We start from the raw sequence: 25,874 nt of genomic DNA, 5'->3' as shown, positions 1-25,874 counted from the left end.
CTCCGCTACACCGTGCGCTTCGACCACGCCTCGAGGATCTCGGCCTCGCGCTTCTCCATGACCTCGGCCTCGTCGTCGGCTATATGGTCGTAGCCGCACAGGTGCAGCAGGCCGTGCACGAGCAAGAGGCTGATCTCCTCCTCGAACGACGTGCCGAACTCGCGCGTCTGGCGGGCGGCCACGTCGGGGGCGATGATCACGTCGCCCAGCTCGTAGACGGGGTCCTCGGCCAGCGTCATGGCCGACAGGTCGTCGTTCACGCCGTCGCACTCGAAGGACAGCACGTCGGTCGGGCCCTCCTTGTGGCGGTACCTCTCGTTGAGCTCGGCGATGGCCTCGTCGGTGACGAAGCTCACGGACACCTCCGTGTTGAAGGGCTTGTCCTCGCGCGCGAGCACGAACTGGGCCAGCTCGTGCAGCGGCAGCTTCTCCAGCTCGTCTTTGCGGTAGTCGTAGTTGATCTGGATGTCCATGTTGCTATGCCTTCCTGGTGGCCTCGTCGTAGGCGGACACGATGGCCGCCACGAGCGAGTGGCGCACCACGTCCTTGCCGGTGAAGTCGCAAAACGCTATATCGTCGATGCCCTCGAGGATGCCGCGCACGCCCTTGAGCCCCGAGATGCCGCGCGGCAGGTCGAGCTGGGTCACGTCGCCGGTCACCACCATCTTCGAGCCGAAGCCCAGGCGCGTGAGGAACATCTTCATCTGCTCGGGCGTGGTGTTCTGCGCCTCGTCGAGGATGATGAAGCTGTCGTTCAGGGTGCGCCCGCGCATGAACGCGAGCGGGGCGATCTCGATGACGCCGCTCTCGATGAGCTGGGTGGCGCGCTCCATGTCGGTCATGTCGAACAGCGCGTCGTAGAGCGGGCGGATGTAGGGGTCCACCTTCTCGGTGAGGGTGCCGGGCAGGAAGCCCAGGCTCTCCCCCGCCTCCACCACGGGGCGCGTGAGGATGATGCGGCCGACCTCCTTGCGCTTGAGCGCGGCCACGGCCATGGCCATGGCGAGGTAGGTCTTGCCGGTGCCCGCCGGCCCGATGCCGAAGGTGATGGTGTGCTCGCGGATGGCGTCCACGTAGCGCTTCTGGCCCGCGGTCTTGGGGCGGATGGCCCGCCCGCGGTACGTGAGCAGGATGTCCTCGCGCAGCGCCTGCGGGCTGAACTCAGCCGTGCGCAAGAGGTCGATGGCGTGGCGCACGTACTCGAGCGTGGGCTCGCCGCCGCCTTCCACGAGCTTGATGAGATCGGAGAACAGCGCCGTGAGCGACTGCACCTCGAGCGGGTCGCCCTCGAGCACGATGGTGTCGCCGCGCACGGTGATGCGGGCGGCGAAGGCGTCTTGCACGACATGGAGGATCTCGTCGGCCGGTCCCACGATGAGCGCCATGTTCACGCTCTGCGGGGCCGTGAGGGTGATTTGCGTCTGGTCTGTCATGAGGGCATTGTACCACGTGCCGCTGCGGCCGACCTCGATGTCATCGAACCGACAAGGGAATATAGTGCAGGTGCCCAATTTTGCGACGGAACGGCGAGGCGGCGACGGCCGTCCGCCGGCGGGCGCGTCACGCAAGCCGGTAGGCCCACAGCGCCTTCGTCTGGCCGAGCACCGTGTCCACGTTCCACGTCCTGCCCGAGCGCTCGGCCGAGTACGGGTCGTTGATGGCGAGGTTCCCCTCGTCGTCGATGCCCGTGATGACGAGGAAATGGCCGTTGTCGGTGAAGTCGCCGGGGCCCACGTTGCAGATGAGCACCGCACCGCCTTCGAGCGCGGCGCGCACGCTGTCGGCGTCGGCGGCGAGCGCCGCGCAAGAGAGCCCGAGCGAGGCAGCCTCGTTGACGAGGAACGCCGCGTCGGTGCCGTCGAACTGCGTCTCGTAGCCGCCCTCGCTCGCGCGCCTGCCCATGTCGTAGGGCGAGAGGTCGCCCTTGCCCGTAAGGCCCTGGTAGACCATGGAAAGCGACGTGGGGCAGCAGCCCGTCAGCGCAAAGGCCGTGGAGCTGTAGACGGTGGAGCCCCAGCGGGAATCCCACTGGTAGAGGCGCGGCACCTGGCCGGGTTCGGGGTCGTCCGTGCCGAGCGCGCTCTCGGCGGGGTAGGCGTCGGGGAACGTGCGCACGAAGGACCGGGCCTCGGGCTCGACGGCGGCCAGCTTGAGCAGCTTGTACTGCACGGCCGCGCCGTCGACGGCGTAGGCGTCCGGATGGGCGGCGACCCATGCGGCGTCGTCGCTCGTCCCGGCCGCCTGGACGAGCTGGGCGGCCAGGTCGTCGCCGAGCACGGCCGTGAGCCCGTCCTCGTCGATGGGGTCGCGCTGCGCCTGCTGCTGGACAGGGGCCTGGTCCGCCTCGTCCGGTGCCGGCGTGCCCGCGTCGGCGGCCATGCAGCCGCGGATGCCCGCGATGAGCGCGACGACCAGCGCGATCGCGGCGACCGCGATCGCGAGGCGCTTGGGCCCGACGGCGCGCACGAGGTTCGTCGCAGCTTCGGAGAGGGCGAACAGGGGCTCCGGGCCGCGCGCCTCCCACGAGTGCCGGTTGCCCGTTCCGGGACGGCTCGAACGGAGACGGCCCGAGCTTATCGGCCTGCGCGCCTCGTGGGGCTCGTGGGCGCACGGCGCCTTATGCGCGTCGCAGCCGGCGGGCGCTTCCCCGCGCATGCGGGCCTGGCGCTCCTCGAGCCTCCTGCGCGCCCGCTCGCGCGCCTCGTCGTCTGCCACCGGCGCCTCCCGTCCGTCTCCGCCTACCCTGGAAACCATATCATACCTGATACCAAGGGGAGGGATTCTCCCCCATACCTACCATGTTTCGGGATGCGGGGCGCGGTCGTGCGCTTCCTTGGGAACGCTACAGCGTCATCCTGACGAGCGAGCCGATGGGCGCGTCTGCGGAAGCGGCAAGCTCGAAGTAGCTCTCCGACATGGCGACGCCGCCCTCCTCGACCAAGGCGAGCTCGACGGTGCCTGCGCGCCGCGCGCGCTCGGCCGCGCGCAGCTCGTCGCCGAGCGCGCGCAAGGCGGCGGCGCGGGCCGCCTTGATATCGGGGGGCACCTGGTCGGGGCGCTCGGCCGCGGGCGTGCCCGCGCGGCGCGAGTACGGGAAGGCGTGCATCTTCGCGAAGCGGCAGGCGCGCGCCAGCTCGAGCGTCTCCTGGAACTCGGCGTCGGTCTCGCCGGGGAACCCGGCGATGACGTCGGTGGACAGCGCGAGCCCGGGCACGGCGGCGTACAGGCGCTCCACGAGCGCGCGGAACCGGTCGGCGTCGTAGGGGCGCGCCATCTCGCGCAGCACCTTCGAGCTTCCCGCCTGCAGCGGCAGGTGGAGATGGCGGCAGACGCGGCCGTCGGCGGCGGCGAGCAGGTCCACGAGCGCGTCGTCCACGTCGCGCGGCTCGATGCTCGAGATGCGGAAGCGCACGGGGAACGCGCCCGGCGCGTGCAGGTCGGCCGTCGCGTCGAGCAGGCGGCGCAGCAGGCCCGCGAGGCGCGTGGCGGACGGGTCGCGCCTCGCTCCGTCGCAGTACGATCCCAGGTTGATGCCCGTGAGCACGATCTCGCCCGCGCCAGCGCGGGCGTACTCCGCGCACTCGCGCACGACGCCATCGGCGGCGCGGCTCGTCGCGCGGCCGCGCGCCACGTGCACGATGCAGTACGTGCACGCGTTGTCGCAGCCGTCCTGCACCTTGACCCCCACGCGGGTGCGGAAGCCCGGGCCGACGGGAAGGAGCGGCGGCGCGGCGGAAACGCCTTCCGAATCGCACCACGCCTCGATCTCCTCGGCGAGCCGGGCCTTCCCCACCACGCGCACGCGGGGATCGAGCGCCTCGTAGAACGCCGCGTCGACGGCCGCGGCGCAGCCGGTGACGAGCACGCGGGCGCGGTCGTTCGCGCGCAGGGCGCGGCGCACGGCCTTGCGGGTCTTCTTCTCGGCCTCGCCGGTGACGGTGCAGGTGTTCACCACGATGAGGTCGGCGTCCGCCTCCGCCGTCTCGGTGCCGCGGGCGGCCAGGCGCGCCGAAGCGTCGTCCGACTCCACGCGGTTGACCTTGCAGCCCAGGTTGACGACGGCGAAGTTCACAGCGCCCCCGCCCTCGCGCGCCGCTCGAGCTCGTAGAGCGCGAGCGCGGGCGCCACGATGCCGGCCGTCTCCGTGCGCAGGATGGACGGGCCGAGCGACACGAGCGAGGAGCGGGGGTTGCAGGCCAGCAGCGCCTCCACCTCGCGCTCGGCCAAGCCGCCCTCGGGGCCCACGACCACGGCCACGCGGGCGCCCTGCGCCGCCCGGCCGCCGCCGAGCGCGCGGTCGAGCGCGACGTCGAGCCGCGACGCGCCGGGAGCCTCCTCCCAGCACACGAGCAGGGCGTCCGCGTCGGCGAGCAGCGCGCACGCCTCCCGCAGGCCCGCCGGCTCGCGCACGTCGGGAACAGCCGGCTGCCCCGACTGCATGGCCGCGCTCTTCGCGATGGCGCGCCAGCGATCGGCCTTCGCCGCCGCCTTCTTCGCGTCAAGCCGCACAACGGAGCGCTCGCACGCCAGCGGCACGAACGCCGCCACGCCCAGCTCGGTGGCGTGGCGGATGACCGTCTCCATCTTGTCGCCCTTGGCCAGGCCCTGCACGAGCACGACCGACGGCCCCGCGTCCGCGCGCTCGAAGCGCTGCGCGATGCGCACGACCGGGAGCGCGTCGTCGAAGGCGACGATCTCGCACGCGAAGTAGTCGAGGGCGGCGTCCACCACCGCGATGCGCTCGCCCGGCGCCAGCCGGAGTACGCGCGCATGCTTCGCGTCGTCGGCCGCGAGGCGCAGCGGGAAGGGCCCGCCGACCTCGTCGGCGAGCACCTGCTCGTCAAGGTAGAAATGCTGCAGGGACATCGCTTGCCCGCTAGTTGAAGGCGTCGCGCAGCTTCTGCAGGGGCGTGCGCTCGTCGGAAACGTCCTCGCCCAGCTCCTCGGCCAGCTGCTCCAACAGCTCGCGCTGCCTCTTCGTGAGCTTCTTCGGCACCACCACGTTCACGTGCACGAACATGTCGCCGCGCGCGTCGCTGCGGAACTTCGGCATGCCGAAGCCCTTCACGCGCACCACCTGCTCGTTCTGGCAGCCCTCGGGGATGCGCACCTGCACCTTCTCGACCTCGAAGATGCCGTCGATCTCGATCTCCGCGCCGAGGGCGGCCTGCACGATGGACACGTTCGCACGCGCGTGCAGGTGGTCGCCGTCGCGCTCGAAGAACTCGTGCGGCTGGATGCGCACCGTGACGATGAGGTCGCCCGGCGCCGCGCCCTGCATGCCCGCCTCGCCGAAGCCGGACAGGCGCAGCTGCTGCGAGTCGCGGATGCCCACCGGCACCTCCACGGTCACGCGCTGGCGGTCGGGCACGCGGCCCTGCCCCTCGCACTCCGGGCACGGGTTCTCCACCGAGCGGCCCGTGCCGTTGCAGGTCTTGCACGTGGTGGCCGTCTGCATGTCGCCCAGAAACGTATGCTGCACCGAGACCACGCGGCCCTGGCCGCCGCAGTCCGGGCAGGTGATCTCGCGCCCGTCGGGGCCGAGGCCCGTGCCGTCGCAGTCGGGGCACGGCGCCAGGCGGTCGTAGACGATCTCCTTCTTGGCGCCCGCGGCCACCTCCTCCAGCGTGACGCGCAGGCCCACGCCCATGTCGCGGCCCTCGCGGCGCTGCTGCTGCCGCCCGCCCGCGGCGCCGCCGAAGAACGAGCTGAAGATGTCGCCCATGCCGAAGCCGCCGCCGAACAGGTCCTCGAAGTCCACGTAGCCGCCGCCCCCGTAGGGGCTGCCGCCGCCCGCGGCGCCCGGTATGGTGCCGAAGCGGTCGTACTGGGCGCGCTTGCCCGGGTCGCTCAGCACGTCGTACGCCTCGTTCAGCTCCTTGAACTGGTCCTCGGCGTCGGGCGCCTTGTTCACGTCGGGGTGAAGCTCGCGCGCGCGGCGTCGGAACGCCTTCTTGATCTCGTCCTCCGTGGCGTTCTTGGAAACGCCCAGAACCTCGTACAGATCCTTGGCCATTGCTCTTGCAGTACCTTCCTCGTTTGACGGCGCCCCCTCGTGCTGGCGCCGTGCAAGCCCTATACGTCCTGAAGCGCCGCGCTCGCGATGCGCACCGCCCGCAATACCTTAGAATAGTCCATGCGCGTGGGCCCGATGACGGCCACGACGCCGGCCGATTCCCCGCGCCCGTAGCGGCTGGCCACCACGGACACGCCCGCCAGCTCCGCCGCGTCGTTCTCGCGCCCGATGCGCACGCTGGGCGTGCCGTCGCCCTGGCGCACGGCATCGTCCAGGATATGCAGCATGACCGTGTCGTCCTCGAGCACCTGCATGACGGGCAGCAGCGCCTGCGACTGGCTGAACTCCGGCTTCGTCAGAAGCGAGCTCACGCCCAGCCGGTGGGCGCGCGACAGCTCGCTCTCCTGCAAACACGACAGCACCTCGTCGAGCGCCATGCGCACGAGCGGGTCGCGGAACGCCTCGGCCATGCCCTGGCCCAGGCCGTCCTCGATCTGCTGGAGCGACTTGCCCGTGAACACGTCGCCCAGAAACGCCTGCACGCGCGCCAGCTCGTCCGAGGACACCTCCTCGGCGAACTCCATCTGGCGGTTGAACACCTGGCCGTCCTCGGTGACGAGCACCACGAGCGCGCGGTACGCGTTGAGCGAGATGAGCGAGAGCTGCTTGATGTGCAGGTTCAGCACCGACGGCGCCAGCACGATGGAGAGGCAGTCGGTGAGGCGCGTGAGGGCCGACGACGTCTGCTCGAGCAGCGCATCGAGCTCGCTCGCGCTGCGGCGCAGCTCGTCCACGACGGGGCGGTAGCGCTCGTCCTCGCCCGTGAAGTCGGCGGCCAGCAGGTTGTCCACGAACGCGCGGTAGCCGTGGTCGGTGGGGATGCGCCCGGCCGAGGTGTGGGGCTGCGTGATGTAGCCGCCGTCCTCGAGCACCGAAAGCTCGTTGCGCACGGTGGCCGGGCTCACGCCCAGCTGGTAGCGCTCCGTCAGCGTGCGCGAACCCACCGGCAGGGCGCGCGCGACGTATTCCTCGATGAGCGCGGCCAGCACCCGCTGCCTGCGATCGGATAGCACGCCTCTCCACCTTCCTCTCTCTCGCCCGTCGGCTTTCCCCGAACCCGAACCATAGTAACGCATCATATTAGCAGCCGAAAGCCGAGAGTGCTAACAACAGCGGGAAATTATGGAGAAACTTGACGGTTACTGCATAGGAGGAGCGCGTGCGCCGGTTCCCTATGCCAAGTCGAACAGCCTCCCGTAGAGCTCGTTGCCGCAGAGCCAGCCGCGGTCGGTGGGGCGCCAGCGCCCGTCCGCGTGCGCCACGAGGCCCTCCCCTTCCAGTTCCGCGAGCACGGCGGGGGCGTCGGGCAGCAGGACGGCGGCGGCCTCCACCAGCTCGTCGGGCACGCCGCAGGTCATGCGCATGCCGAGCATGAGGTCCTCGGCGGCCATGCCGCGCGCGTCCATGTCGTCGGTCACCCGCCCGTCCTGCACGCGCATGCGGCGCTCAGCGTTCTGGGTCATCGTGGCCGCCGAGCGGCCGAGCCCCAGGTACGGCACGCCCGTCCAGTAGGCGATGTTGTGGCGGCATTCGAAGCCGGGGCGGGCGTAGCTCGCCACCTCGTAGCGCTCGTAGCCGGCCTCGGCCAGCACGCGCGCGGCGATTTCCATGTGCGCGGCCTCCACGTCGTCGTCGGGCTCCTCCATGTCCCCGGCGAGCACGGCGGCGTCGAAGGGCGTGTGCGCCTCGATGGTCAGCGGGTACACGCTCACGTGCGCCGCGCCGAGCGCCGCCGCCTCGCGCACGCTCGCCTCGAAGCTCTCGGCGCCCTGGCCGGGGATGCCGCACATGAGGTCCACGCTCACGTTCTCGAAGCGCGTATGCGCCGCCTCGATGGCGCGGCGCGCGTCATCGGCCGAATGGGCGCGCCCGAGCACGGCCAGCACCTCGTCGTCGAAGCTCTGCACGCCGATGGACAGGCGGTTCACGCCGAGCGCCCACACGTCGCGCACCATGCGCTCCGTCAGGCTCTCGGGGTTCGCCTCCATCGTGCACTCCACCTCGGGCGTGAGGTGCATCGACAGCGACAGCGTGTACAGCAGCATGGACAGACGCGCCAGGCCGATATGGCTCGGCGTCCCGCCGCCCAAGTAAACCGTCTCGAGCGCGCCGAGCTCGCCCTCCTTCGCCTTGCGGCGGATCTGGAGGCAGAGGTCCTCCACGTACGCGTCGATCTCCGGCGCATCGGCCGGCACCGCCGACGTCGCGAAGTCGCAGTACCCGCACCGCCTCACGCAGAACGGCAGGTGCAGGTACAGGGCGCGGTAAGGGTCGTGCGGCATGGTCTAGCCTTCCTGTTCATGCCCGCCCAAAAAGGCGAGCAGCTCGTCGAACACGCGGTCGAAGTCCTCCACGGACACGCAGGCGTTGATCTTCGCGCGCGCCGCGGCGGCGCCCGGCAGGCCCGCCAGGTACCACATGGCGTGCTTGCGCATGCGCACGATGTTCTTCCCCTCGCGCCGCGCGAGCAGGCGCGCGTGGCGGCGCGCCATGGCGATGCGCTCGCGGGCATCGGGGGCCGGCGGCTCGGGCACGCCCGCGAGCGCGGCCTTGGCCTGGGCGAACACCCAGGGGTTGCCCTCCGCGCCGCGGGCGATCATCACGGCGTCGCAACCGGTGCGCGCCGTGAGCGCCACGGCGTCGGCGCCCGAGCGCACGTCGCCGTTGCCGATGACGGGCACGTCCACGGCCTCCTTCACGCGCGCGACGACGTCCCAGTCGGCGCTGCCGCGGTAGAGCTGCTCGGCGAAGCGGCCGTGCACCGCGACGGCGCACGCGCCCGCATCCTCCATGCGCCGCGCGAAGTCCGGCGCCGTCTCCGCGCCCATCGCCCAGCCGCGGCGGAACTTCACGGTCACGGGATGCGCGACCGCCGCGCGGATCGCCCGCACGATGGAGGCCGCGAGCTCCGGCTCCCTCATGAGCGCCGAGCCGTCGCCCTTCGACACGATCTTGCGCGCGGGGCATCCCATGTTGACGTCCAGGTACGCCAGCAACTCCCCCATCTCCTGCTCGATCCAGACGGCTTGCGCGGCCATGGTGTCGGGCTCGTGGCCGAACAGCTGGACGGCCACCTGGTCCTCGCCGGGCGCGAGGGCAAGCAGATGGCGCGTCTTCTCGTTGGCGTAGGAGAGCCCCTTCGCCGAGACCATCTCGGTGAAGGCGAGGTCGGCCCCCTGCTCGCGGCAGAGCGCCCGGAACGCCTCGTCGCTCACGCCCGCCATGGGCGCGAGGAGGAGGCGGTGCTTTTGGAAGAACTCGTGCATATTCTGCTTCCTTTGCACGCGTTTTCGTCACGACAGGTCAAAAAACGCGCGGTTTGGCAATTACGGTCGAGCGGTGAAAAACGCCGACCTGGGATTATAGCGGCAACCCGTGGCAAGCACGCTCCGAAACGCGCTTTCCGATTGCCAAACCGCGCGTTTTTTGGCAGGAAGGGCGTTCGGGCGCGGCATGCTCCCGGCTTCGTCGCCGCGGCCCGAGCGCCCACGTTGGAAGCGCGCAGGCGTCGCGAGAAAGCGCTGCGTGCGACCTTCCGGCTTCGCCGTCGCGCCCGTCCCGGGCCGGGATGGCAGCCGGCGCGCTACGCCCACACCACGCGGCTCTTGCGGTCGTGCGCCGTCCCTTCGGCGGCGGCGTGGCCGAGGGCGCACACGCCGTGCACCTCGGAGGTGGCCGGCACGCCGAGCGCGTCGAGCTCCGCGCGCACGGCGGGCTCGTCGCAGATGCCCTGCAGCTGGTTGATCCACACGCTGCCCAGGCCCAGGCTGTGGGCGGCCAGCATCATGCTCTGCATCGCGCAGCCGTCGTCCTCGCGGCCGAACGGGGCGCCCTTCTCGTGCGCCACGATCACGATGGCCGCAGGGCCGTACATGTCGTAGGCGTCGCGGCCCAGCGCCTCGCGAACAACCGCTGACAGCCGGGCGATGCGGGCGCGGTCGTCCACCACCACGAACGTCCACTCCTGCCGGTTGTTCGCCGAGGGAGCCCACTGCCCGCACGCGACGACGGCCTCCAGGTCCTCGCGCGCGACCGGCTCGTCCCGGAACGCGCGCACGGAGCGGCGGGACAGGATGTTCTCGATGACGGGGTTCTCTCTCACGGGGCTCCTCCTTCTCATGCCGGTTCGAGGGCGGCCGGGCGCAGGCACATCCCGGCGCTAGGCGGCCAGCAGGTCGATCATGCTGACGCCTGCGAGCACCAGCAGCACCACGATGCCCGCCACGGCCAGCAGGCAGCCACAGCCGAGCACCATCTTCGTGCCGCCCGACGTGGAGGACCGCACCTGCTCGCGCGCAGCCTTCTTCTCGTCGAACGGGTCGTCCAGCCAGTCGAACTCTTCCTTGCCTTTCCGTGCCATATATCGTTCCTAACCTTCGAACTGCGATAATGCGAATATCATCAAAACCGCCACAAACATGAGGAACAGAACCAGGGCAGCCAGGCCGCGGCCCATGCTTTTTCGGTCGGCCTCCTTGAGCGAACCCGCTTCTTCGGGAAACCCCGAGATGATCTCGACATTACCCCTCCACAACACCACGGCGAGGACTAAAAAGGCGACGACGGCTAGTGCGGCCATCGCAATAGCCGTCGTGCCCATCCTAATCGTCCACCTTCAAAATGGCCATGAAGGCCTCCTGCGGCACTTCCACGTTGCCGATGTTCTTCATGCGCTTCTTGCCGGCCTTCTGCTTCTCCAAGAGCTTGCGCTTGCGGCTGATGTCGCCGCCGTAGCACTTCGCCAGCACGTCCTTGCGCTTCGCCTTCACCGTCTCGCGGGCCAGCACGCGCCCGCCGATGGCGGCCTGGATGGGCACCTCGAACATCTGGCGCGGGATGATGCCGCGCAGCTTCTCGGTGAGCACGCGGCCGCGGTCGTAGGCCTTGTCCTTGTGGATGATGAACGACAGCGCGTCCACCGGCTTGCCGGACAGCAGGATATCCAGCTTCACCAGCTTGGAGGGCTTGTAGCCGTCGAAGTCGTAGTCGAGGCTCGCGTAGCCCTTCGTGTTGGACTTGAGCTTGTCGAAGTAGTCCATGATGAGCTCCGACAGCGGTATCTCCCAGATCATCTCCACCGTCGTGGGAGAGAGGTAGTTCATGGTGACGAACGTGCCGCGCCGCGCCGTGGTGAGCTCCATGACGGCGCCCACGTAGTCGGGCGGGATGAGTATCTTCGCCTTGAGGTAGGGCTCCTCGATGCGCTCGATCTCGCCGGGGTCGGGCATCTCCTGGGGCGAGTGCAGGCTGATCATCTCGCCGCCGGCGCGGTACACGTGGTACTCCACTGAGGGCGCCGTGGCCAAGAGGTCCAGGCCGAACTCGCGCTCGAGGCGCTCCTTGATGACCTCCATGTGCAGAAGGCCGAGGAAGCCCACGCGGAAGCCGAAGCCGAGCGCGTGGGACTTCTCCGGCTCCCACATGAGCGCGGGGTCGTTGAGCGAGAGCTTCTCCAGCGCCTCCTTCAAGGGCTCGTACTGGTCGCCGTCGATGGGGAACAGGCCCGTGAACACCATGGGCTTGGCGTCGCGGTAGCCGGGCAGGGGCTTCTCCACGCCGCCGCGCACGGCGGTGATCGTGTCGCCCACCTTCACCTGGCGCACGTCCTTGAGGCCCGTGACCAGGTATCCCACCTCGCCCACCGAGAGCTCGGGCATGGCCGTCTCCGCCGGGCGGCGCGCACCCACCTCCTCCACGAGCACCTCGGTGCCGGTGGCCATCATGAGCACGCGGTCGCCCTTCTTGAGCGAGCCGTCCACCACGCGGATGAGCGCCACCACGCCGCGGTAGGGGTCGAAGTACGAGTCGAAGATGAGCGCACGCAGGGGTGCGTGCGCGTCGCCCTCGGGCGCGGGGATGTTGTACACCACGGCCTCGAGCAGGTCGTGCACGCCCGCGCCGGTCTTGCCGGAGGCGAGCACGGCGTCGTCGGCGGGTATGGCGAGGCCCTCCTCTATCTCCTCGCGCACGCGGTCGGGCTCGGCGGCCGGCAGGTCGATCTTGTTGATGAGCGGGATGATCTCCAGGTTCGCGTTCATGGCCATCATGGCGTTGGCCACGGTCTGCGCCTCCACGCCCTGGGTGGCGTCCACCACGAGCACGGCGCCCTCGCACGCGGCCAGCGAGCGGGACACCTCGTAGGTGAAGTCCACATGGCCCGGCGTGTCAATGAGGTTGAACTGGTAGGTCTGGCCGTCGTCGGCCGTGTAGTCCACGCGCACGGCCTGGCTCTTGATGGTGATGCCGCGCTCGCGCTCGATGTCCATGCTGTCGAGCAGCTGCTCCTGCATGTCGCGGCTCGCCACGGTGCCGGTGAGCTCGAGGATGCGGTCGGACAGCGTCGACTTGCCGTGGTCGATGTGCGCGATGATGGAGAAGTTGCGGATGAGGTTCGGGTCGGTGGTCATAGTAGCTTTCTTCTTCGGGCGGTGCACGGGCGAAAAACGTGTTTTCGGGAATTTCCCCGTGAAAACAGGGTCAACGTTTGGTATTCTATCGCATTGTGTATCCAGCGATACGTGCGTGCGATGATCTTATCGCCAAATCTGCAGACGTGGCTGCATTACGGATTCGTCCTCGCTGGTGACCGATTGGTCTGCGAAACAGAGAAATCCCGCCTGTTTCCATCGCATCGCCAACGCCCGCGCCCGGCGCGGGAGGCTCCTCCGGGGCCTTGTTGCGAGGCAATCGGCCACCTTGCGGCCACGCGGAGGGCATCGCCCGCCCGTATCGCTGGAGGCGCAGCGCGATTCGTATCGCAAGACAAGGTAAAACGATTTTTTTGGAGGAACGAACCACATGGCGAACATCAAAAGCCAGAAGAAGCGCATCATCACCAACGAGAAGGCCCGCATGCGCAACCGCGCGGTCAAGAGCGAGCTCAAGACCGCGACCCGCCGCGTGAAGGACGCCGTGGCCGCCGGCAACGGCGCCGAGGCCTACGCCGCCGCGCTCGCCGCCTGCCGCCTCATGGACAAGGCCGCCAGCAAGGGCGTCATCCACAAGAACCAGGCCGCCAACCGCAAGAGCGGCATCATGCTGCTCATCAAGGACGTCGTGACCGACGCCGACCGCGCCGCCTACGTGAAGCCGGCCAAGAAGGAGCAGCAGAAGACCGGCTCCAAGAAGGCCGCGGCCAAGGCCGAGCGCCAGGCAGCCATGAAGGCCGCCTCCGAGGAGAAGGCGAAGCGCCGCGAGAAGACGCTGAAGGAGGAGGCCGCCGCCCAGAAGCGCAAGGCCAAGGAAGCCGAGGAGGCCGCCAAGGCCGAGGCCGAGGCCGCTGCAGCCGAAGAGGCCGCCGAATAGGCTCGATGCTCTCAGGATCGCCCGCGATCCGTCCGCATATCAAGGAAGAGGAAGCCCCCGGAAGGGGGCTTCCTCGCGTTAGTGCCGGAAAAGCGGATCGCGCGCCTCTGCGCGTGCTTCCCGAACGACGACGGCGCCGGTGCGGCCTTTAGCGGGCGGTGACGGAGAGCACCCAGTCGAGGAAGGCGGCCTGCGCGTCCGCGCCGCTCTTCATGGCGCGCTCGGTGTCGCGCGCCGAGACGATGGCGCGACGCAGCTCGGCGGCGGTGAAGCCGCGGGCCCAGGCGGCATGGTTCTTGCAGCGCCAGTCGGGTATCTTGAGGGCTGCGGCCACGCCGCGCGGGTTGCCGCGGTCGGCCAGGGCGCGGGCGCACACCAGCTCGCGCAGGCGCGTCGTGCACATGGCCAGCAGGGCGTGGGGCGACACGGACTCCATGCGACCCAGCAAAAGCAGGCACTTGCGGGCGTCGCGGGCGGCGAGGGCGTCCACGAACTCCCAGGGCTTCACCTCGGCCGTACGCGCCACCAGCCCCATGATCTCGTGCTCGTTCACGGCATCGGTGCCGCGGTGCGCCAGCGCGATCTTCTTGAGCTCGCTGTCCAGGTGGACGGTGTTCTCGCCCACCAGGTCCACCAGTGCGCGCGCTGCCCCCTCCGTGAGCGTGACGCCGTGGCCCGCGGCCATGGCCCGCACCGTCTTCGGCAGCTCGTTGCGCTTGAGCGGGGCGCAGTCGATGACGGCCGTCTTGCCATGGGCGGCCACGGCCTTGTACAGGCGCGTGTTCTTCGCCAGCTTCTCGGCCACCAGCGCGAGCACGGTGGACCCGCTCGGCGAGGACAGGTACGACACGAGTGCCTCGGCATCGGCCTTCTTGAGCTTGTCGGCTGCGCGCACCTCCACGAGGCGCACGGGGCTGGCGAACGGCACGGTGTTGCAGGCCGCCACGACGTCGCCGCCGAGGGCGGTCTCGCCGTTGAACTCGTCGGCGTTGAACGACAGGTCGCCCAGCGCGGAAAGGCGGGCACGCAGGCGCTTCATCACGGCGTCGCGCTTGAGCGCGTCCTCCCCCACGATGAGGTAGACGGGGAGGAGCGGTGCTTCTTGTTTCTTGTTAGTCGGCATGCCCCGCATTCTACCGCAGCGACGCGACCGCGATGCCCTGCGCGGTGGATTTGCACGAAACATCCCCCGCCTCGTCGGTACGCCATATCTGCGCCCCCGCGTCGGCCAGCTCCCGCAGCGTCTTGTCGGCCGGGTGCCCGTAGCGGTTGCCCGCGCCCGCGCTCACGAGCGCGATGCGCGGGGAGAGCGCGGCCGCGAGCTCCGGCGTGAGCGCGTTCTTCGAGCCGTGATGGCCCACCTTGAGCACGTCAACGCGGCCCACGAGGCCCTGCTCCTCCATGGCGGCCAGCTGCTCGTGCTCCGCGTCGCCGGCGAGGAGCGCCGTCCAGTCGGCCGCCCCGTCGCCGTCGGCGTCGGCGCGCGCCAGCAGACACAGGCTGTCGGCGTTGCCGCCCCCGTCGGCGAAGCGGGCGGGCCACACCGCTTCCAGGTCGAAGGCGCCCACGTGCAGCCGGTCGCCCTGCGCGAGCCCCTGGACGGCCCCCTCCCCCACGAGCGCCGCCGCGTCGCCGCGCAGGCGCGCGCAGGCCTCGCAGGGGCAGGCGAGCGCATCGGCCGCCACGAGCACGCGGTCGACCTGCACCACGCCCTTGAGCGAGGCGAGCGCGCCCATGTGGTCGTCGTCGCCGTGGGTCACCACCACGGCGTCCAGGCGGAGCACGGCGTGGCGCGCGAGGCCCTCGCGCAGGAGGCGCTCCTGGTTGCCGGTGTCCACGAGCACGGCCGCCCCCTCGCTGCGGACGACGAACGCGTCGCCCTGGCCCACGTCGAGCATGACGATCTCGTCGCCCGCGAGCCGCGGGGCGACGAGCACGACCGCGAGGGCGGCCGCCGCCGAGGCCCCTGCGACCAGCGCGGCCGTGCGCGGGCTCGGCGGGGGCCAGAGCGCCCAGAGCGCAGCGGCCAGGACGGCCGCGCCGGCAAGCGCGGGCACGACGGGCAGGTCGACGGGCACGCCCGCGCAGGGCAGCGACGCGCAGGCGCGGGCGGCGGCGCAAAGCGCCTCGGACGCGAGCGCGGCGCCTGCCAGCAGGGGCGATCCGGCGGCCGGCACGGCCAGGGCCGCGACAGCGCCGACGAGCCCTCCGGCGCAGGCGAGCGGGAAGAGGGGCGCCGCCAGCACGTTCGCCAACGGGGAGACGAGCGGCACCTGCGAGAACAGGGCGGCCGACAGCGGCTGGGCGAGCACGCTCGAGGCGGCCGTGAGCGCAAGCGCCTCGGCGGCGAAGCGCGGCAGGCGCGGCGCCAGGCGGCCGATCCAGGCCGCGGCGAGGCCCGCGAACAGCACGATGCCCAGCGTGGAGAGCACCGAGAGCGCGAACGACGCCGAGAGCGCCGCCGCGGGAGAGGCGGCAACGACGCCGGCGATGCACAGGCCCACGGCGTTCAGGCTGGACGGGCGCCGCCGCGCGAGGAACGACGTCGTGCCCGCGAGCGTCATGAGCGCCGCGCGAACGGCCGATATCGGCATGGCCGACAGCACGAGGTAGCACGCGAGCAGCGCCGCCTGCACGCCCACGGCCACGGCGCGCGGCGCTCGCAGCGCCCTGAGCGCGGCACCGGCGAACGCGCACACCATGACGAGGTGGGCGCCCGACACCGCCACAAGGTGCGCGAGCCCGGAGGCTTTGAAGGCGGCGTAGACGTCCCCTTCGTCCAGCGCGCCGCGCGCACCGCAGACGAGCGCCTGCAGCACGGCGCCGCCGTCGCCGTCCAGGCGGCCGAGAACCTCCAGGGCGCGTGCGCGCACGCCCAGCAGCACCCCGAGCGCATCGTGGCGCGCGACCGGCGCCGCCTGCCGGACGGTTGCGACGGCCGCGACGCCCCGCTGCCAGCACCAGGCCGCCGAGCGCTCGGCGGGGGCGGCCAGCGACGCCTCCGCCTCGAACACGTCGCCGTAGCGCGGCACGTCTGCACCGTCGGCGAAGCGCAGCCGCACGTCCACCGCGCGCCCCGATGCCAGGCGCGTGCGCGCGACGCACTGGGCGCCGTAGAGGCCCGCATCCGCATCCTCCACCGCCTCGAAGCGCAGCCGCCCCGGCGCCTCGCCGGCAGCCTCCTGCCAGGCGACATGCAGGGACGCCCCGGCACCGCAGCCGCACGCGGCGCCGACGAGGATGCCCAGCAGGGCGCATCGTGCGAGCGTGCCGCGCCCGCAGCGCAGCAGCGCGACGGCGGCAAGCACCGCAGCCGCGAGCGCCGCTGCGCCCACGGCGACGCACGCCCCCGCCTCCCAGAACTGCGCGGCGGCGCACACGGCGGCGCAGGACGCCCAAAGGCCCAGGCCGCACGCAAGCACCGGCGGCAGGGCCGGGCGCGGGGGCAGCGGGGGCGCGGGGCGCGGCGACACGGGTCAGCCGACGCAGATCGCGTCCGCGAGCGCCGCGAACTTCTTGTCGCCTATGCCGGAGACGCGTTTCAGGTCCTCGACCGTCTTGAAGGGACCGTTGGCCTCGCGGTCGGCGACGATCTTCTCGGCCGTGGAGGCGCCCACGCCGGGGAGCGTGTCCAGCTGCGCGGCCGAGGCCGTGTTGATGTTGACCTTCCCGCCCGCCCCGCCCGCAGCAGCGGAGGCGCCTGCGCCCGCTGCAGCACCGCCTGCGCCCGCCGACACCGCCTCCTGCGCGGCGATGTCCGCCTCGCTCGGCACGACCACCTGCTCGCCGTCGGACACGGCCCGCGCCAGGTTGAGCGCGTCGCGCGCGGCCCCCTCGGCGAAGCCGCCCGCCGCCTCCACGGCATCGAGCACCCGCGCGCCCTCGGCCAGGTCGTACACGCCGGGTGCGGCCACCGCGCCTCCCACGTGCACGCGCAGCGGCGCGGGGGCGGCCTGCGAAGCGCCCGCATCGGCCGCAGCCTCGGCATCCCCGTCGCCGGCCGCCTGCTCCGCATCGCCCGGCTGCACGACCGCGAAGCCCTCCGACGACGCGGCGTCGAGCAGCAGCCTGCCCGCGCAAACCATGACGACGATGGCCACGGCCGTCACGCCCACCAGCACGGGCAGGCGCGCGCCCGACAGGTGCAGCCGTGCCCGCCACGACTGCGCGCTCCGCTGAAACGACATGGCCCCTCCCGTCCTCGACCGGATGTAGGCGGGAAGGGGCCGCCCGAGTTAGGCGGCGGCACCCTTCGCCCGCCCCCCCGATCATAGCGCCGCAACCTTGCACGGGAACCGTCGGGAGCACCACGCAGGGCTGACGCGGATCTGACGCGGATCCAGCGCGGCGACCGGCAGAAGCTTGCCCGTTTCCAACACGGATCCAGCGAAAAGGAGGGATAAATTCGGAAGGGGTGAAATGGTCGCCTTGGAGCGTCGTCCGGACATGGCACGGCAACCCGTTTTCGGGGACCGCATGAGACCGCGCGCGGAGAACCGCGGTTCGTGGCAGCTTTTGAAAGTTATTCGTCGTCCCCGGGCGCAAAGCCGGCGGCTTGCGTAAAAAGCCGACGCGCCACCAGGGGTAACGCAGGGACTCATCCTCAAGAAAGCACGCAAGCGGTTGGCAGGCCACCTCCAGCGACGAATAACCTTCGATTCCTGCCGCAAAGCAAGGCGCCCGGCGCCCGACCGTTCAGAATGCGCGGAAAGGGGATTCCGGAAGAAACCGACGGAGAGCCGTCACTGGAAAGCCGCTGCCGCCTCCTCGATGCCCGTCCCCTGCGTCAGGCGCGTGCAGTATCCTCGGCGCCGCCCTGCCCCGCCCCGCCTGCATCGCGGCGCGGCTTCGGCTTGTAGGCGGGGCAGGCGTAGTCGCGCACCTCGGCGGCCTCCACCAGCTCGGCCACCCAGCGCTCCACGGGCAGCACGGACTCCGCCTCGCGCACTACCGGGAGCTTCGCGTGGGTCTCGGGACTGCGGGGCATGAACAGCGTGCAGCAGTCGGGCGCGTCCTGCGACGATATCTCGTAGGAGCCCAGGCGCTCGGCCTCGCGGATGATCTCCAGCTTGTCCGTGCCGATGAGCGGCCGAAACACGGGCAGGTCCACCGCGTCGTCCGTGGCGCGGATGTTGTCGAGCGTCTGCGAGGCCACCTGCCCCAGGCTCTCCCCCGTCACGAGCGCCCCGGCGCGCTCGCGCGCAGCCAGCGCCTCGGCCACCTTGAACATGAGGCGGCGGTACATGATGACGCGCAGCTCGGGCGGCACCGTGAGCGCGATCTCGCGCTGGTAGTCGCCGAACGGCACCGTGTACACGCGCGCGATGCAGCCCGTGCGCTCCAGCACGCGCGCGATGTCGTCCACCAGGTACTCGCTCGCGTCCGAGGTCTGCGGGCGACCGGAGAAGTGCACGCCGATGCACACCGCGCCGCGGCGCGCCAGCTTCCACGTGGCCACCGGCGAGTCGATGCCGCTCGACAGCAGGCACACCACCTTGCCCGAGCTGCCCACCGGCAAGCCCCCGACGCCCGGCACGGAGCGCGCGTAGACGTACGACGCGTTCTGCACGACCTCGACCCCCACCGTGACGTCGGGGTTCTTCATGCGCACGCCCTTGTCGGGGCATGCCTCGCAGAGCGCGCCGCCGATGATCTGGTTCATCTCCATCGACCCGGTGGCGAAGTCGGTGTGGTTGCGCCGCGCCGCCACCTTGAACGTGGAGAACTCGCCCGCCTCCGAGAGCGCGAGCACGGCCGCGCGGGCCATCTCGTCCAGGTCGCGCTCGCACTTGAAGCCGCTCGACACGCGCGCCACGCCCGGCACGCGCCCTGCGACCTCGGACGCCTCGACGGCCGTGTCCCAATCCGTGCCCTCGCGCAAAAACACGCACAGCCTCCCCGAGATGCGATGGATCGTGACCACGGGGAACGGCGCGAGCAGCGCCTCGAGGTTCTTCAGAAGCCGTGTCTCGAACGAGGCGCGGTTGTGGCCCTTGAGGCCGATCTCATGGTAATGGACGAGGATGATGCGTTGGAAGTCAGTCATGGGAGTCCCCCGGGTTCGCAGGTTCGAACGGTCCGCGCGGGCGCGGTCGCCAACCTAGCAGGTCGCGCAATTCGCGCAAAGCGCGAAAACAAGCGTGCCGGTTGGCGTAGTAAGTCAGCGAGAAGCCCCGAAGCGCTCGAGATTGCCGCGAAAGCATTCCAAAGCATACTTCGCGGTACGCGAGGAATGCTTGGAGCGGCAAGATCGGGCGCTTCGGGGCTTCGCAGCGTCGACAGGTTCCGCCGTTCGGAGAACGGCGGAACCTTAATGGTTCTTGATGTCGATGGAGTTCGGGTCGTACGACACTTCGCCGCGGGCGATCTCGTTGAAGGCGAGCGACAGCGGCTTCTTGTCGGCCGCGCGGGCGATCTCGACCGCCGTCTGCAGCTGAATGGCGCGGTCGCGCTGGCCGCGCATCATGTCGTTGATGTCGTGCGCGCGCTTCGAAGCGAGGGCGCACAGCAGGAAGCGGTCGTTGTCGGTCCTGTCCAGCAGTACGTCGATCTTGGGTTCGATGATACTCATAGAGCGTTTAACCTCGTGCTTTCTCGGCTTGCTCGTTGACGTAGCGCACCAGGGCATCGGTCGCCTCGTCAAGGTTGTCGTTTACCAGCCGCATATCATACTCCATTTTGCGCGAAAGCTCCACCTCGGCCGCTTTCATGCGCGCCTCGATCACCTCGTCGCTCTCGGTTCCGCGTCCGCGCAGGCGCTCCTCGAGCACCTGGAGCGACGGCGGCTCGATGAACACGAGGCGGGCGGCGGGCATCTTGTCGCGCACCTGGAAGGCGCCTTGGACGTCGATCTCGAGGATGACCTGCTCGCCGCAGGCCATGTGGTCCTCGACGGTCGCGCGGGGCGTGCCGTAGCGGTTGCCCGCATAGGTCGCCCACTCCAAGAGCCCGTCGGTGTCCACGAGGTCTTGGAACTCCTCGGCCGACGCGAACTGGTAATGGACGCCGTCCACCTCGCCCTCGCGCGGGGCGCGCGTCGTGACGGAGCGCGACACCCAGGCGTCGGGCACCTCGCGCAACAGACGGGCCACCAGCGTGCCCTTGCCGGCACCTGATGGCCCAGAGATAACGAACAGATTACCGTGTCGCATGCAGCGTTTAGCCCAAACGCTCCAGCAAGGCGGTCTGCTGGCGCTCGCCCAAACCGCGCAGGCGGCGGCTCTCGGCGATCTGCAGCTCCTTCATGATCTTCTCGGCTTTGGCCTTGCCGTAGCCCGGCATGGTCTCGATGAGCGTGGAAACCTTCATGCGGCCGACCACGGGATCGTTCTTCATCTCGAGAACCTTCGCCAAGGTGAGCTTGCCGCTTTTCAGCTCGTCACGAACCTCGGCGCGCTTGATGCGGGCCGCCTTCGCCTTCTCCAGAGCCGCCTGACGTTCTTCCGGGCTGAGTTGAGGAATAGCCATCGTGTATCTCTCCTTCTTGTTCAAAAGCGATTCCGTGATACTATCACGCCTTCGTCCGTCTTGCCTTGTCAATCGCCGTAATTCCAAAAAATTCCCGCGCGATGCCACACATTGTAGGAGCAGGCCCGCGCGCCGGACCCGTTTCGTCGCACAACCGTTACGAACGGTCGCTCGCCGAGGTCGAACGGGGGAAACGCTCCCCCGCCACCGTGCGCGAACGGTTCTACAGCTCCGCCGCGATGGCCTCGAACGCGGCGGCAGGGTCGTCGGCCTGCGTGATGGGACGGCCCACCACGATGTGCGAGGCGCCGTTGGCGAACGCCTCGGCAGGCGTTGCCACGCGGCTCTGGTCGCCCTTGGCGGCACCGGCGGGGCGCACGCCCGGCGTGACGATGTATGCGTCCGGCCCCAGGATCTCGCGCAGGCGCGCAGCCTCCTGCGGCGAGGCCACCACGCCGGAGATGCCGGCGCGCTTGGCCTGCTCGGCCAGCACCACCACCTGGTCGGCCATGGCGCGGCTCACGCCCGTCTCGGCGAGCGCCGCGTCGTTCATGCTGGTGAGCACCGTGATGCCGAGCGTTGCCGGAACCTCGTGGCCGTACTCGGCGGCCGCGCGCTCGGCGCCCTTCTGGGCGGCCGCCATCATGTCGACGCCGCCCACCGTGTGCATGGTGAGCATGTCGGCCCCGCTGCCGGCGGCAGCGTACGCGGCGCCCTCCACCTGGTGCGGGATGTCGTGGAACTTGAGGTCGAGGAACACTTTGAAGCCGCGCTCCTTGAGGGCATAGACGATGGCCGGGCCGTTCGCGTAGAACAGCGTCATGCCCACCTTCATCCACGTAGCCTTGCCCTGCAGCTGGTCGGCGAGGTCGAAGGCCTCCTCGATGCCGCAGTCGAGCGCCACGATCACGCGGTCGCGCGCGGGGATATCCTCGAACGAATTCACCATTCCAACGCTCCTATCAGCTCCTGCACGTCTTTCACTCCGTGTCTCTCGCAATACTGCGCTATTCCGTCGATGATTTCAACCGTGGCGTGCGGATTCACGAAATTCGCGGTGCCAACGGCCACCGCCGTGGCCCCCGCCAGCATGAACTCCACCGCGTCGGTCGCGCACGAGATGCCGCCCATGCCGAGCAGCGGCACGTCCACGGCCTTGCGCACCTCCCACACCATGCGCAGCGCCACCGGCTTCACGGCCGGGCCCGACAGGCCGCCCACGCCGCGCGCGAGCACGGGGCGGCGGCGCTCCGCGTCGATGGCCATGCCGAGCAGCGTGTTGATGAGCGAGAGCGCGTCGGCGCCGGCGGCCACGGCGGCGCGCGCGATCTCGGCGACGTCGGTGACGTTGGGGGTGAGCTTCACGATGAGCGGGCGCTTCGTGGCCGCGCGGCAGCGGGACACCACGGCCTCCACGCTATCGGTGCACGTGCCGATGGTCATGCCGCCCGCGTCCACGTTCGGACACGAGATGTTCACCTCGTAGGCGTCCACCGGCGCGTCCTCGAGCGCTTCGATCACCTGCACGTACTCGTCGAAGCTGTGGCCCGACACGTTCACGATGGTCGTCGCGCCGCGCTCGGCCAGCCACGGCAGGTCGTGCTCTTTCAGGTGCGCGACGCCGGGGTTCTGCAGCCCGATGGAGTTGAGCATGCCCGAGGGCGTCTCGGCGATGCGGGGGCTCGCGTTGCCCTCCCAGCCGTTCAGGGACACGCCCTTCGTGGTGACGGCGCCCAGGCAGGCCACGTCCACGAAGTCGCCGTACTCGCGGCCGGCGGCGAACGTGCCCGACGCCACGGTGACCGGGTTCTTCATCTTGAGGCCGCCCAGGTTCACGGCCATCTTGACGCTTGTCGGAGCCGTCGCGAGTGGCAGCGCGTTCTCGATCCCGGCCATCTACCACACCACCTTCCGCGCATCGAACACCGGGCCGTCGACGCAGGCCCGCTTCTTTCCGTCCACCGTGTCGACCACGCACGACAGGCAGGCCCCGACACCGCACGCCATGCGCTTCTCCAGGGAGACCTCGCAGGGCACGCCCGCCTCGGCGGCCATGCCGGCCACGATCTTCATGAGGGGCTCCGGCCCGCACACGGCCAGGTAGCCGTAGGGTTCGCCCGCCTCGGCGGCCTCAGCCAGCGCCTCGTCCACGAGCGAGGTGCAGAAGCCCTCGCGGCCGAAGCTGCCGTCGTCGGTGGCGCAGCGCGGCGGCGCGTCGAGCAGGGCCTCGTAGCGCGCGCGGCAGGTGAGCGCGGCCTCGGTCTGCGCGCCCAGCACGACGTCGGTGCGCACGCCGGCGCCGACCAGCTGCTCGCACAGCATGAAGAGCGGGGCCGCGCCCACGCCCCCGCCCACGAGGAGCGCCCGGCGCGCGTCCGCGGGCGGCTGCCAAGCGCGCCCGACGGGGCCGACGAGCTCTGCTCCCGAGACGTGCTCGCAGCGCTCGGGCTCGATGCGCGTCATGTGGTCGGTGCCGAAGCCCACGGCCTGGTAGAGTATCTCGAGCGTCCCGGCAGCCGTGTCGCGCGCGTATACCGAGAACGGGCGGCGCAGGATGTGCGCCTCCATGTTCGGCACCTTCATATGCACGAACTGCCCCGGCTCGATGCTGGCCGCGATGCGCGGGGCCGCGAGCTCCATGAGGTAGAGGTTGGGGCCGACTTCCCCGTTGGCGAGGATGCGCGCCCGCTCGTTGACGAGTGCCACGTTCGTCCTTTCGGTTGTGCGCCGCCGCGGTTGTGCCCGACGGCGCGCGTTCTTCGTCTCCCGATGGCCGATTGTAGCATCTGCGCGGCCGGGCACGCATCTGACAGGCCGAAATGCCAAGGAAAAGACCATGGGAGCCCAGCCCGTTTCGCAGCCTCAGTTCGAAGACGGCGATGCGGCGAGGCGGCAGAAAAGCCGTTCCACCTCGTCGCGGCTCCTCACGACGACCGTTTTTTCCGCATAGTCGCGGCGGATCTCCTCGAAGCGCTTTCGATGCGAGCGCGTGCGGCCTTTCCAAACCAGCCATAGAACGAACTCCGCGTCGAGCCGCTCAATGCAGCCGTCGGCCATGTCGGGGCGAACGCGATGCGCATAGCGGCGGGAGCGGCGCCACGCTTGAGCCAAGCAGGTGCGACGCGGAAAAGCGAAGATCACGATGACGTCCGCCGCCTCCAGCCGGCGCGCGAGGGCGAGCCTATGGTAGGTCCCGTCTACGACCCAGGCGTCGTTGACGTCGAGGAACGCCTCGGCAAGGTCCCGCGCCTCCCCCTTAACACGCTCCTGCCAATTCGAAGTGTAGAACACCTGGTCGAGATGCTGCACCGGAATGCAGAGCGCATCGCCCAGCCTGCGGGCGAACGTGGATTTCCCCGAACCGGCGTATCCGACGACGGCAACCTTCACGTGCTCGGCCTCCTTCCCGCTTCCCCCTGCCGCCCCCTGCGAACCGAACGCATTATACTGCAATAAGCAGAATTAGGAGCGAAGCCCTTCGGCAGAGAAACGACCTTTCGTGGACGAGACGAGCGTCGAGCAGGTGCGGAGTTTCCGTTGGATAGCCGGCGCTTCCAGCTCTGATGCGACCCCCGCCGCCGTGAGAGCGCGTGCGGCGCCATGAGGTCGCGCAGGTCGTCGTAGAGGGATGGGGGGGGGTTTCGCGCGGTGCCCGCGAATTCTTGCCCAGGTGTCAAAAAACGAACGATTTGGCAAATTCGGCATGGCCTGAATCCTGCTTCAAAACCCAAACGCCAGCAAAACCCCTGATGATCTTCTTCTCCTTCGAAGTTATCCAAAGTTGACCATTGCCAAACCAACCCGTTTTCGACATGCCGACCCTGTTTCGGCGTCACACCTCGGAAGCCGGGGTATACTGCCTCGGCAGGATACGTCGAGTAGGAGCGAGAAAAGGAGCGATGATGGAGAAGCTGCCGCCTTTAGCGAAGGTGTTCGAGGCGTGGAGCGCGCTGGCGGACGGGCGCGTGGCGCTCGACGCCGAGAAGCGGCGCGCGTCGGTGGCCTCGTCGAACGGCGAGAAGGCCTACACGGTGACATGGAGCGAGGACGGCGCCGTGTACTCGTCGAACGACAGCGCCACGTACTGGCAGGGCTACGCGGGCTACCCCGTGATCGCCGTGCTCATGGCGCAGGGGCGGCTGCCCTTCGACCGTGCGATGGCCGACGGATTCGCGCACGTGAACTGGACCAAGCTGAACGAGCGGCACAGGCGCGACTATGCGGCGGCCGTGCGCGAGGTCGTCGACGAACGGGGCCTCGACGCCGCGCAGGCGGACGCCGCCGCCCATGAGGCGCTGGACGCGCTGGCCGCGCTCGACATCGGGATCAAGCGCGGGTCCGTCCGCCCGCCGAGAGCGAAGAAGGATTGATCGCCGAAGACCCCCAAGCACGCCGAAGACACGGCGAGCGCGGCCCCTGCTACATGGGCTTGAGGTTGCGGTCGAGGCGGTCGAGCATCCAGGCGAGGCGCTTCTCGCGGCCGGCGTCGGTCTTGGCGTCGAAGTACGCGCGCGTGTAGGTGCGCCGCACCGAGGGCGACATGGCCTGGAAGTTCGAGGCCGCCGGCTCGTGGCCGGCGATGAGCGCTTCGAGGGCGGCGGTGTCGTCCTCGGTGACGTCCGGGGCCTTCTTGGCATCCCAGCAGCCGTTTCGCTTGGCGGCCTCCATGGCGCGCCGGCCCGCATCGGTCATGAGGCCCCGCTCCTCGAGCTCGACCGCAAGCGCCTTGTTCTTGTCGGACCAGACGCTCTTCGCGCGGCGCGGCGCGAAGTACTTGCGGTAGGACGCGTCGTCGATGCGCTGCATGCGCCCGTCGATCCACCCGAAGCAGAGCGCCTCCTCCAGCGCCTCGGACGCCTTGAGCGTCTTGCGTCCGCCCGGTTTGCCGAACACGAGCCACACGCCCCCGCCCGCCTCGCCGTGGGCGCGCAGCCAAGCGCGGAACTTCTCGCGGGTTGAAAACGTCAGCTCTTCCTCCATGAGGCAGGCCTCCTCGGCTCGTCGTGGCGCGGCTCGGTCAGTGTA

The 25,874-nt window shown here is 70.0% G+C and carries 27 protein-coding genes; 2 read left to right on the top strand and 25 right to left on the bottom strand.

Annotation, left to right across the window (positions count from 1 at the left end):
* Positions 1-5: 5 nt before the first annotated feature.
* The 13 genes from ybeY to lepA all read right to left on the bottom strand — a co-directional run bounded on the left by ybeY (position 6) and on the right by lepA (position 12,484).
* The gene (gene ybeY, locus C1877_RS06905; RefSeq protein ID WP_015538746.1) at positions 6-473 is read right to left on the bottom strand and encodes an rRNA maturation RNase YbeY; all 468 of its coding nucleotides are present in this window, start codon (positions 471-473) and stop codon (positions 6-8) included.
* 4 nt (positions 474-477) lie between these two features.
* Positions 478-1,434, bottom strand: coding sequence for a PhoH family protein (locus C1877_RS06900; RefSeq protein WP_015538745.1), 957 nt, complete (start codon positions 1,432-1,434; stop codon positions 478-480).
* Positions 1,435-1,561: 127 nt separating this feature from the next.
* Entirely contained in the window at positions 1,562-2,716 is a 1,155-nt protein-coding gene (locus tag C1877_RS06895) for a C39 family peptidase (protein WP_114568769.1), read from the bottom strand.
* A gap of 127 nt (positions 2,717-2,843) precedes the next feature.
* Complete coding sequence (locus C1877_RS06890) at positions 2,844-4,073, bottom strand: MiaB/RimO family radical SAM methylthiotransferase (RefSeq protein WP_114568768.1); 1,230 nt, start codon at positions 4,071-4,073, stop codon at positions 2,844-2,846.
* Positions 4,070-4,867, bottom strand: a complete 798-nt coding sequence (locus C1877_RS06885) for an RsmE family RNA methyltransferase (RefSeq protein ID WP_114568767.1) — start codon at positions 4,865-4,867, stop codon at positions 4,070-4,072. The genes C1877_RS06890 and C1877_RS06885 overlap by 4 nt, the downstream gene beginning before the upstream one ends.
* Before the next feature lie 10 nt (positions 4,868-4,877).
* Positions 4,878-6,017, bottom strand: a complete 1,140-nt coding sequence (gene dnaJ, locus C1877_RS06880) for a molecular chaperone DnaJ (protein ID WP_114568766.1) — start codon at positions 6,015-6,017, stop codon at positions 4,878-4,880.
* 59 nt (positions 6,018-6,076) lie between these two features.
* On the bottom strand, positions 6,077-7,090 hold the full coding sequence (hrcA, locus tag C1877_RS06875; protein WP_181813806.1) for a heat-inducible transcriptional repressor HrcA: 1,014 nt from the start codon (positions 7,088-7,090) through the stop codon (positions 6,077-6,079).
* Positions 7,091-7,249: 159 nt separating this feature from the next.
* Entirely contained in the window at positions 7,250-8,359 is a 1,110-nt protein-coding gene (gene hemW / locus C1877_RS06870; RefSeq protein WP_114568764.1) for a radical SAM family heme chaperone HemW, read from the bottom strand.
* Positions 8,360-8,362: 3 nt separating this feature from the next.
* On the bottom strand, positions 8,363-9,343 hold the full coding sequence (gene dusB, locus C1877_RS06865) for a tRNA dihydrouridine synthase DusB (protein ID WP_114568763.1): 981 nt from the start codon (positions 9,341-9,343) through the stop codon (positions 8,363-8,365).
* 317 nt (positions 9,344-9,660) lie between these two features.
* A complete protein-coding gene (locus tag C1877_RS06860; protein WP_220149903.1) occupies positions 9,661-10,179 on the bottom strand; it encodes a nitroreductase family protein in 519 nt (172 codons plus the stop codon).
* 57 nt (positions 10,180-10,236) lie between these two features.
* A complete protein-coding gene (locus C1877_RS06855) occupies positions 10,237-10,437 on the bottom strand; it encodes a hypothetical protein (RefSeq protein ID WP_015538743.1) in 201 nt (66 codons plus the stop codon).
* 9 nt (positions 10,438-10,446) lie between these two features.
* Positions 10,447-10,677 (bottom strand): hypothetical protein, encoded by a 231-nt coding sequence (locus tag C1877_RS06850; RefSeq protein WP_015538742.1) that lies wholly within the window; start codon positions 10,675-10,677, stop codon positions 10,447-10,449.
* Position 10,678: 1 nt separating this feature from the next.
* Complete coding sequence (gene lepA / locus C1877_RS06845) at positions 10,679-12,484, bottom strand: translation elongation factor 4 (protein WP_015538741.1); 1,806 nt, start codon at positions 12,482-12,484, stop codon at positions 10,679-10,681.
* Positions 12,485-12,875: 391 nt separating this feature from the next.
* Between lepA and rpsT the strand changes: the two genes are divergently transcribed.
* On the top strand, positions 12,876-13,382 hold the full coding sequence (rpsT, locus tag C1877_RS06840; protein WP_114568761.1) for a 30S ribosomal protein S20: 507 nt from the start codon (positions 12,876-12,878) through the stop codon (positions 13,380-13,382).
* A 148-nt stretch (positions 13,383-13,530) separates the two neighbouring features.
* Here rpsT and holA read toward each other — a convergent pair whose 3' ends face one another.
* From holA to C1877_RS06785, 11 genes are all read right to left on the bottom strand, one after another.
* The gene (gene holA, locus C1877_RS06835) at positions 13,531-14,505 is read right to left on the bottom strand and encodes a DNA polymerase III subunit delta (RefSeq protein ID WP_114568760.1); all 975 of its coding nucleotides are present in this window, start codon (positions 14,503-14,505) and stop codon (positions 13,531-13,533) included.
* Positions 14,506-14,515: 10 nt separating this feature from the next.
* Positions 14,516-16,855, bottom strand: a complete 2,340-nt coding sequence (locus C1877_RS06830) for a ComEC/Rec2 family competence protein (protein WP_244909809.1) — start codon at positions 16,853-16,855, stop codon at positions 14,516-14,518.
* 3 nt (positions 16,856-16,858) lie between these two features.
* The gene (locus C1877_RS06825) at positions 16,859-17,569 is read right to left on the bottom strand and encodes a ComEA family DNA-binding protein (protein ID WP_114568759.1); all 711 of its coding nucleotides are present in this window, start codon (positions 17,567-17,569) and stop codon (positions 16,859-16,861) included.
* A 599-nt stretch (positions 17,570-18,168) separates the two neighbouring features.
* Entirely contained in the window at positions 18,169-19,428 is a 1,260-nt protein-coding gene (gene thiI / locus C1877_RS06820) for a tRNA uracil 4-sulfurtransferase ThiI (protein WP_015540439.1), read from the bottom strand.
* A 264-nt stretch (positions 19,429-19,692) separates the two neighbouring features.
* Positions 19,693-19,953 (bottom strand): DNA-directed RNA polymerase subunit omega, encoded by a 261-nt coding sequence (locus C1877_RS06815; protein WP_015540438.1) that lies wholly within the window; start codon positions 19,951-19,953, stop codon positions 19,693-19,695.
* 7 nt (positions 19,954-19,960) lie between these two features.
* Positions 19,961-20,533 (bottom strand): guanylate kinase, encoded by a 573-nt coding sequence (gmk, locus tag C1877_RS06810; RefSeq protein WP_041239778.1) that lies wholly within the window; start codon positions 20,531-20,533, stop codon positions 19,961-19,963.
* Positions 20,534-20,540: 7 nt separating this feature from the next.
* On the bottom strand, positions 20,541-20,849 hold the full coding sequence (gene mihF, locus C1877_RS06805) for an integration host factor, actinobacterial type (RefSeq protein ID WP_041239777.1): 309 nt from the start codon (positions 20,847-20,849) through the stop codon (positions 20,541-20,543).
* A gap of 223 nt (positions 20,850-21,072) precedes the next feature.
* On the bottom strand, positions 21,073-21,798 hold the full coding sequence (pyrF, locus tag C1877_RS06800) for an orotidine-5'-phosphate decarboxylase (RefSeq protein ID WP_114568758.1): 726 nt from the start codon (positions 21,796-21,798) through the stop codon (positions 21,073-21,075).
* Positions 21,792-22,745, bottom strand: a complete 954-nt coding sequence (locus C1877_RS06795) for a dihydroorotate dehydrogenase (RefSeq protein WP_114568757.1) — start codon at positions 22,743-22,745, stop codon at positions 21,792-21,794. Before C1877_RS06795 ends, pyrF begins: the two co-directional genes overlap by 7 nt.
* A complete protein-coding gene (locus C1877_RS06790; protein ID WP_114568756.1) occupies positions 22,746-23,555 on the bottom strand; it encodes a dihydroorotate dehydrogenase electron transfer subunit in 810 nt (269 codons plus the stop codon).
* Positions 23,556-23,711: 156 nt separating this feature from the next.
* Positions 23,712-24,239, bottom strand: a complete 528-nt coding sequence (locus C1877_RS06785) for a P-loop NTPase family protein (RefSeq protein WP_114568755.1) — start codon at positions 24,237-24,239, stop codon at positions 23,712-23,714.
* Positions 24,240-24,751: 512 nt separating this feature from the next.
* Here C1877_RS06785 and C1877_RS06780 point away from each other — a divergent pair.
* Positions 24,752-25,219, top strand: coding sequence for a hypothetical protein (locus C1877_RS06780; RefSeq protein ID WP_041239775.1), 468 nt, complete (start codon positions 24,752-24,754; stop codon positions 25,217-25,219).
* A 49-nt stretch (positions 25,220-25,268) separates the two neighbouring features.
* Here C1877_RS06780 and C1877_RS06775 read toward each other — a convergent pair whose 3' ends face one another.
* On the bottom strand, positions 25,269-25,829 hold the full coding sequence (locus C1877_RS06775) for a YdeI/OmpD-associated family protein (protein WP_015540436.1): 561 nt from the start codon (positions 25,827-25,829) through the stop codon (positions 25,269-25,271).
* Positions 25,830-25,874 lie beyond the last annotated feature (45 nt).

Origin of the sequence: Gordonibacter pamelaeae, assembly GCF_003340385.1 — a bacterium.
Classification (GTDB): domain Bacteria; phylum Actinomycetota; class Coriobacteriia; order Coriobacteriales; family Eggerthellaceae; genus Gordonibacter; species Gordonibacter pamelaeae.
The sequence above is the reverse complement of the archived record's forward strand: the minus strand, read 5'-3'. Positions and strand labels throughout refer to the sequence as shown.

What these genes read in the sequence shown, in the direction of transcription:
- C1877_RS06815 (WP_015540438.1), bottom strand. Translation starts at nt 19,953, where the DNA reads ATGAGTATCATCGAACCCAAGATCGACGTACTGCTGGACAGGACCGAC.
- dusB (WP_114568763.1), bottom strand. Translation starts at nt 9,343, where the DNA reads ATGCACGAGTTCTTCCAAAAGCACCGCCTCCTCCTCGCGCCCATGGCG.
- C1877_RS06885 (WP_114568767.1), bottom strand. Translation starts at nt 4,867, where the DNA reads ATGTCCCTGCAGCATTTCTACCTTGACGAGCAGGTGCTCGCCGACGAG.
- C1877_RS06850 (WP_015538742.1), bottom strand. Translation starts at nt 10,677, where the DNA reads ATGGGCACGACGGCTATTGCGATGGCCGCACTAGCCGTCGTCGCCTTT.
- C1877_RS06775 (WP_015540436.1), bottom strand. Translation starts at nt 25,829, where the DNA reads ATGGAGGAAGAGCTGACGTTTTCAACCCGCGAGAAGTTCCGCGCTTGG.
- thiI (WP_015540439.1), bottom strand. Translation starts at nt 19,428, where the DNA reads ATGACTGACTTCCAACGCATCATCCTCGTCCATTACCATGAGATCGGC.
- C1877_RS06825 (WP_114568759.1), bottom strand. Translation starts at nt 17,569, where the DNA reads ATGTCGTTTCAGCGGAGCGCGCAGTCGTGGCGGGCACGGCTGCACCTG.
- dnaJ (WP_114568766.1), bottom strand. Translation starts at nt 6,017, where the DNA reads ATGGCCAAGGATCTGTACGAGGTTCTGGGCGTTTCCAAGAACGCCACG.
- pyrF (WP_114568758.1), bottom strand. Translation starts at nt 21,798, where the DNA reads ATGGTGAATTCGTTCGAGGATATCCCCGCGCGCGACCGCGTGATCGTG.
- holA (WP_114568760.1), bottom strand. Translation starts at nt 14,505, where the DNA reads ATGCCGACTAACAAGAAACAAGAAGCACCGCTCCTCCCCGTCTACCTC.
- hemW (WP_114568764.1), bottom strand. Translation starts at nt 8,359, where the DNA reads ATGCCGCACGACCCTTACCGCGCCCTGTACCTGCACCTGCCGTTCTGC.
- gmk (WP_041239778.1), bottom strand. Translation starts at nt 20,533, where the DNA reads ATGCGACACGGTAATCTGTTCGTTATCTCTGGGCCATCAGGTGCCGGC.
- lepA (WP_015538741.1), bottom strand. Translation starts at nt 12,484, where the DNA reads ATGACCACCGACCCGAACCTCATCCGCAACTTCTCCATCATCGCGCAC.
- ybeY (WP_015538746.1), bottom strand. Translation starts at nt 473, where the DNA reads ATGGACATCCAGATCAACTACGACTACCGCAAAGACGAGCTGGAGAAG.
- C1877_RS06855 (WP_015538743.1), bottom strand. Translation starts at nt 10,437, where the DNA reads ATGGCACGGAAAGGCAAGGAAGAGTTCGACTGGCTGGACGACCCGTTC.
- mihF (WP_041239777.1), bottom strand. Translation starts at nt 20,849, where the DNA reads ATGGCTATTCCTCAACTCAGCCCGGAAGAACGTCAGGCGGCTCTGGAG.
- rpsT (WP_114568761.1), top strand. Translation starts at nt 12,876, where the DNA reads ATGGCGAACATCAAAAGCCAGAAGAAGCGCATCATCACCAACGAGAAG.
- C1877_RS06795 (WP_114568757.1), bottom strand. Translation starts at nt 22,745, where the DNA reads ATGGCCGGGATCGAGAACGCGCTGCCACTCGCGACGGCTCCGACAAGC.
- C1877_RS06780 (WP_041239775.1), top strand. Translation starts at nt 24,752, where the DNA reads ATGGAGAAGCTGCCGCCTTTAGCGAAGGTGTTCGAGGCGTGGAGCGCG.
- C1877_RS06900 (WP_015538745.1), bottom strand. Translation starts at nt 1,434, where the DNA reads ATGACAGACCAGACGCAAATCACCCTCACGGCCCCGCAGAGCGTGAAC.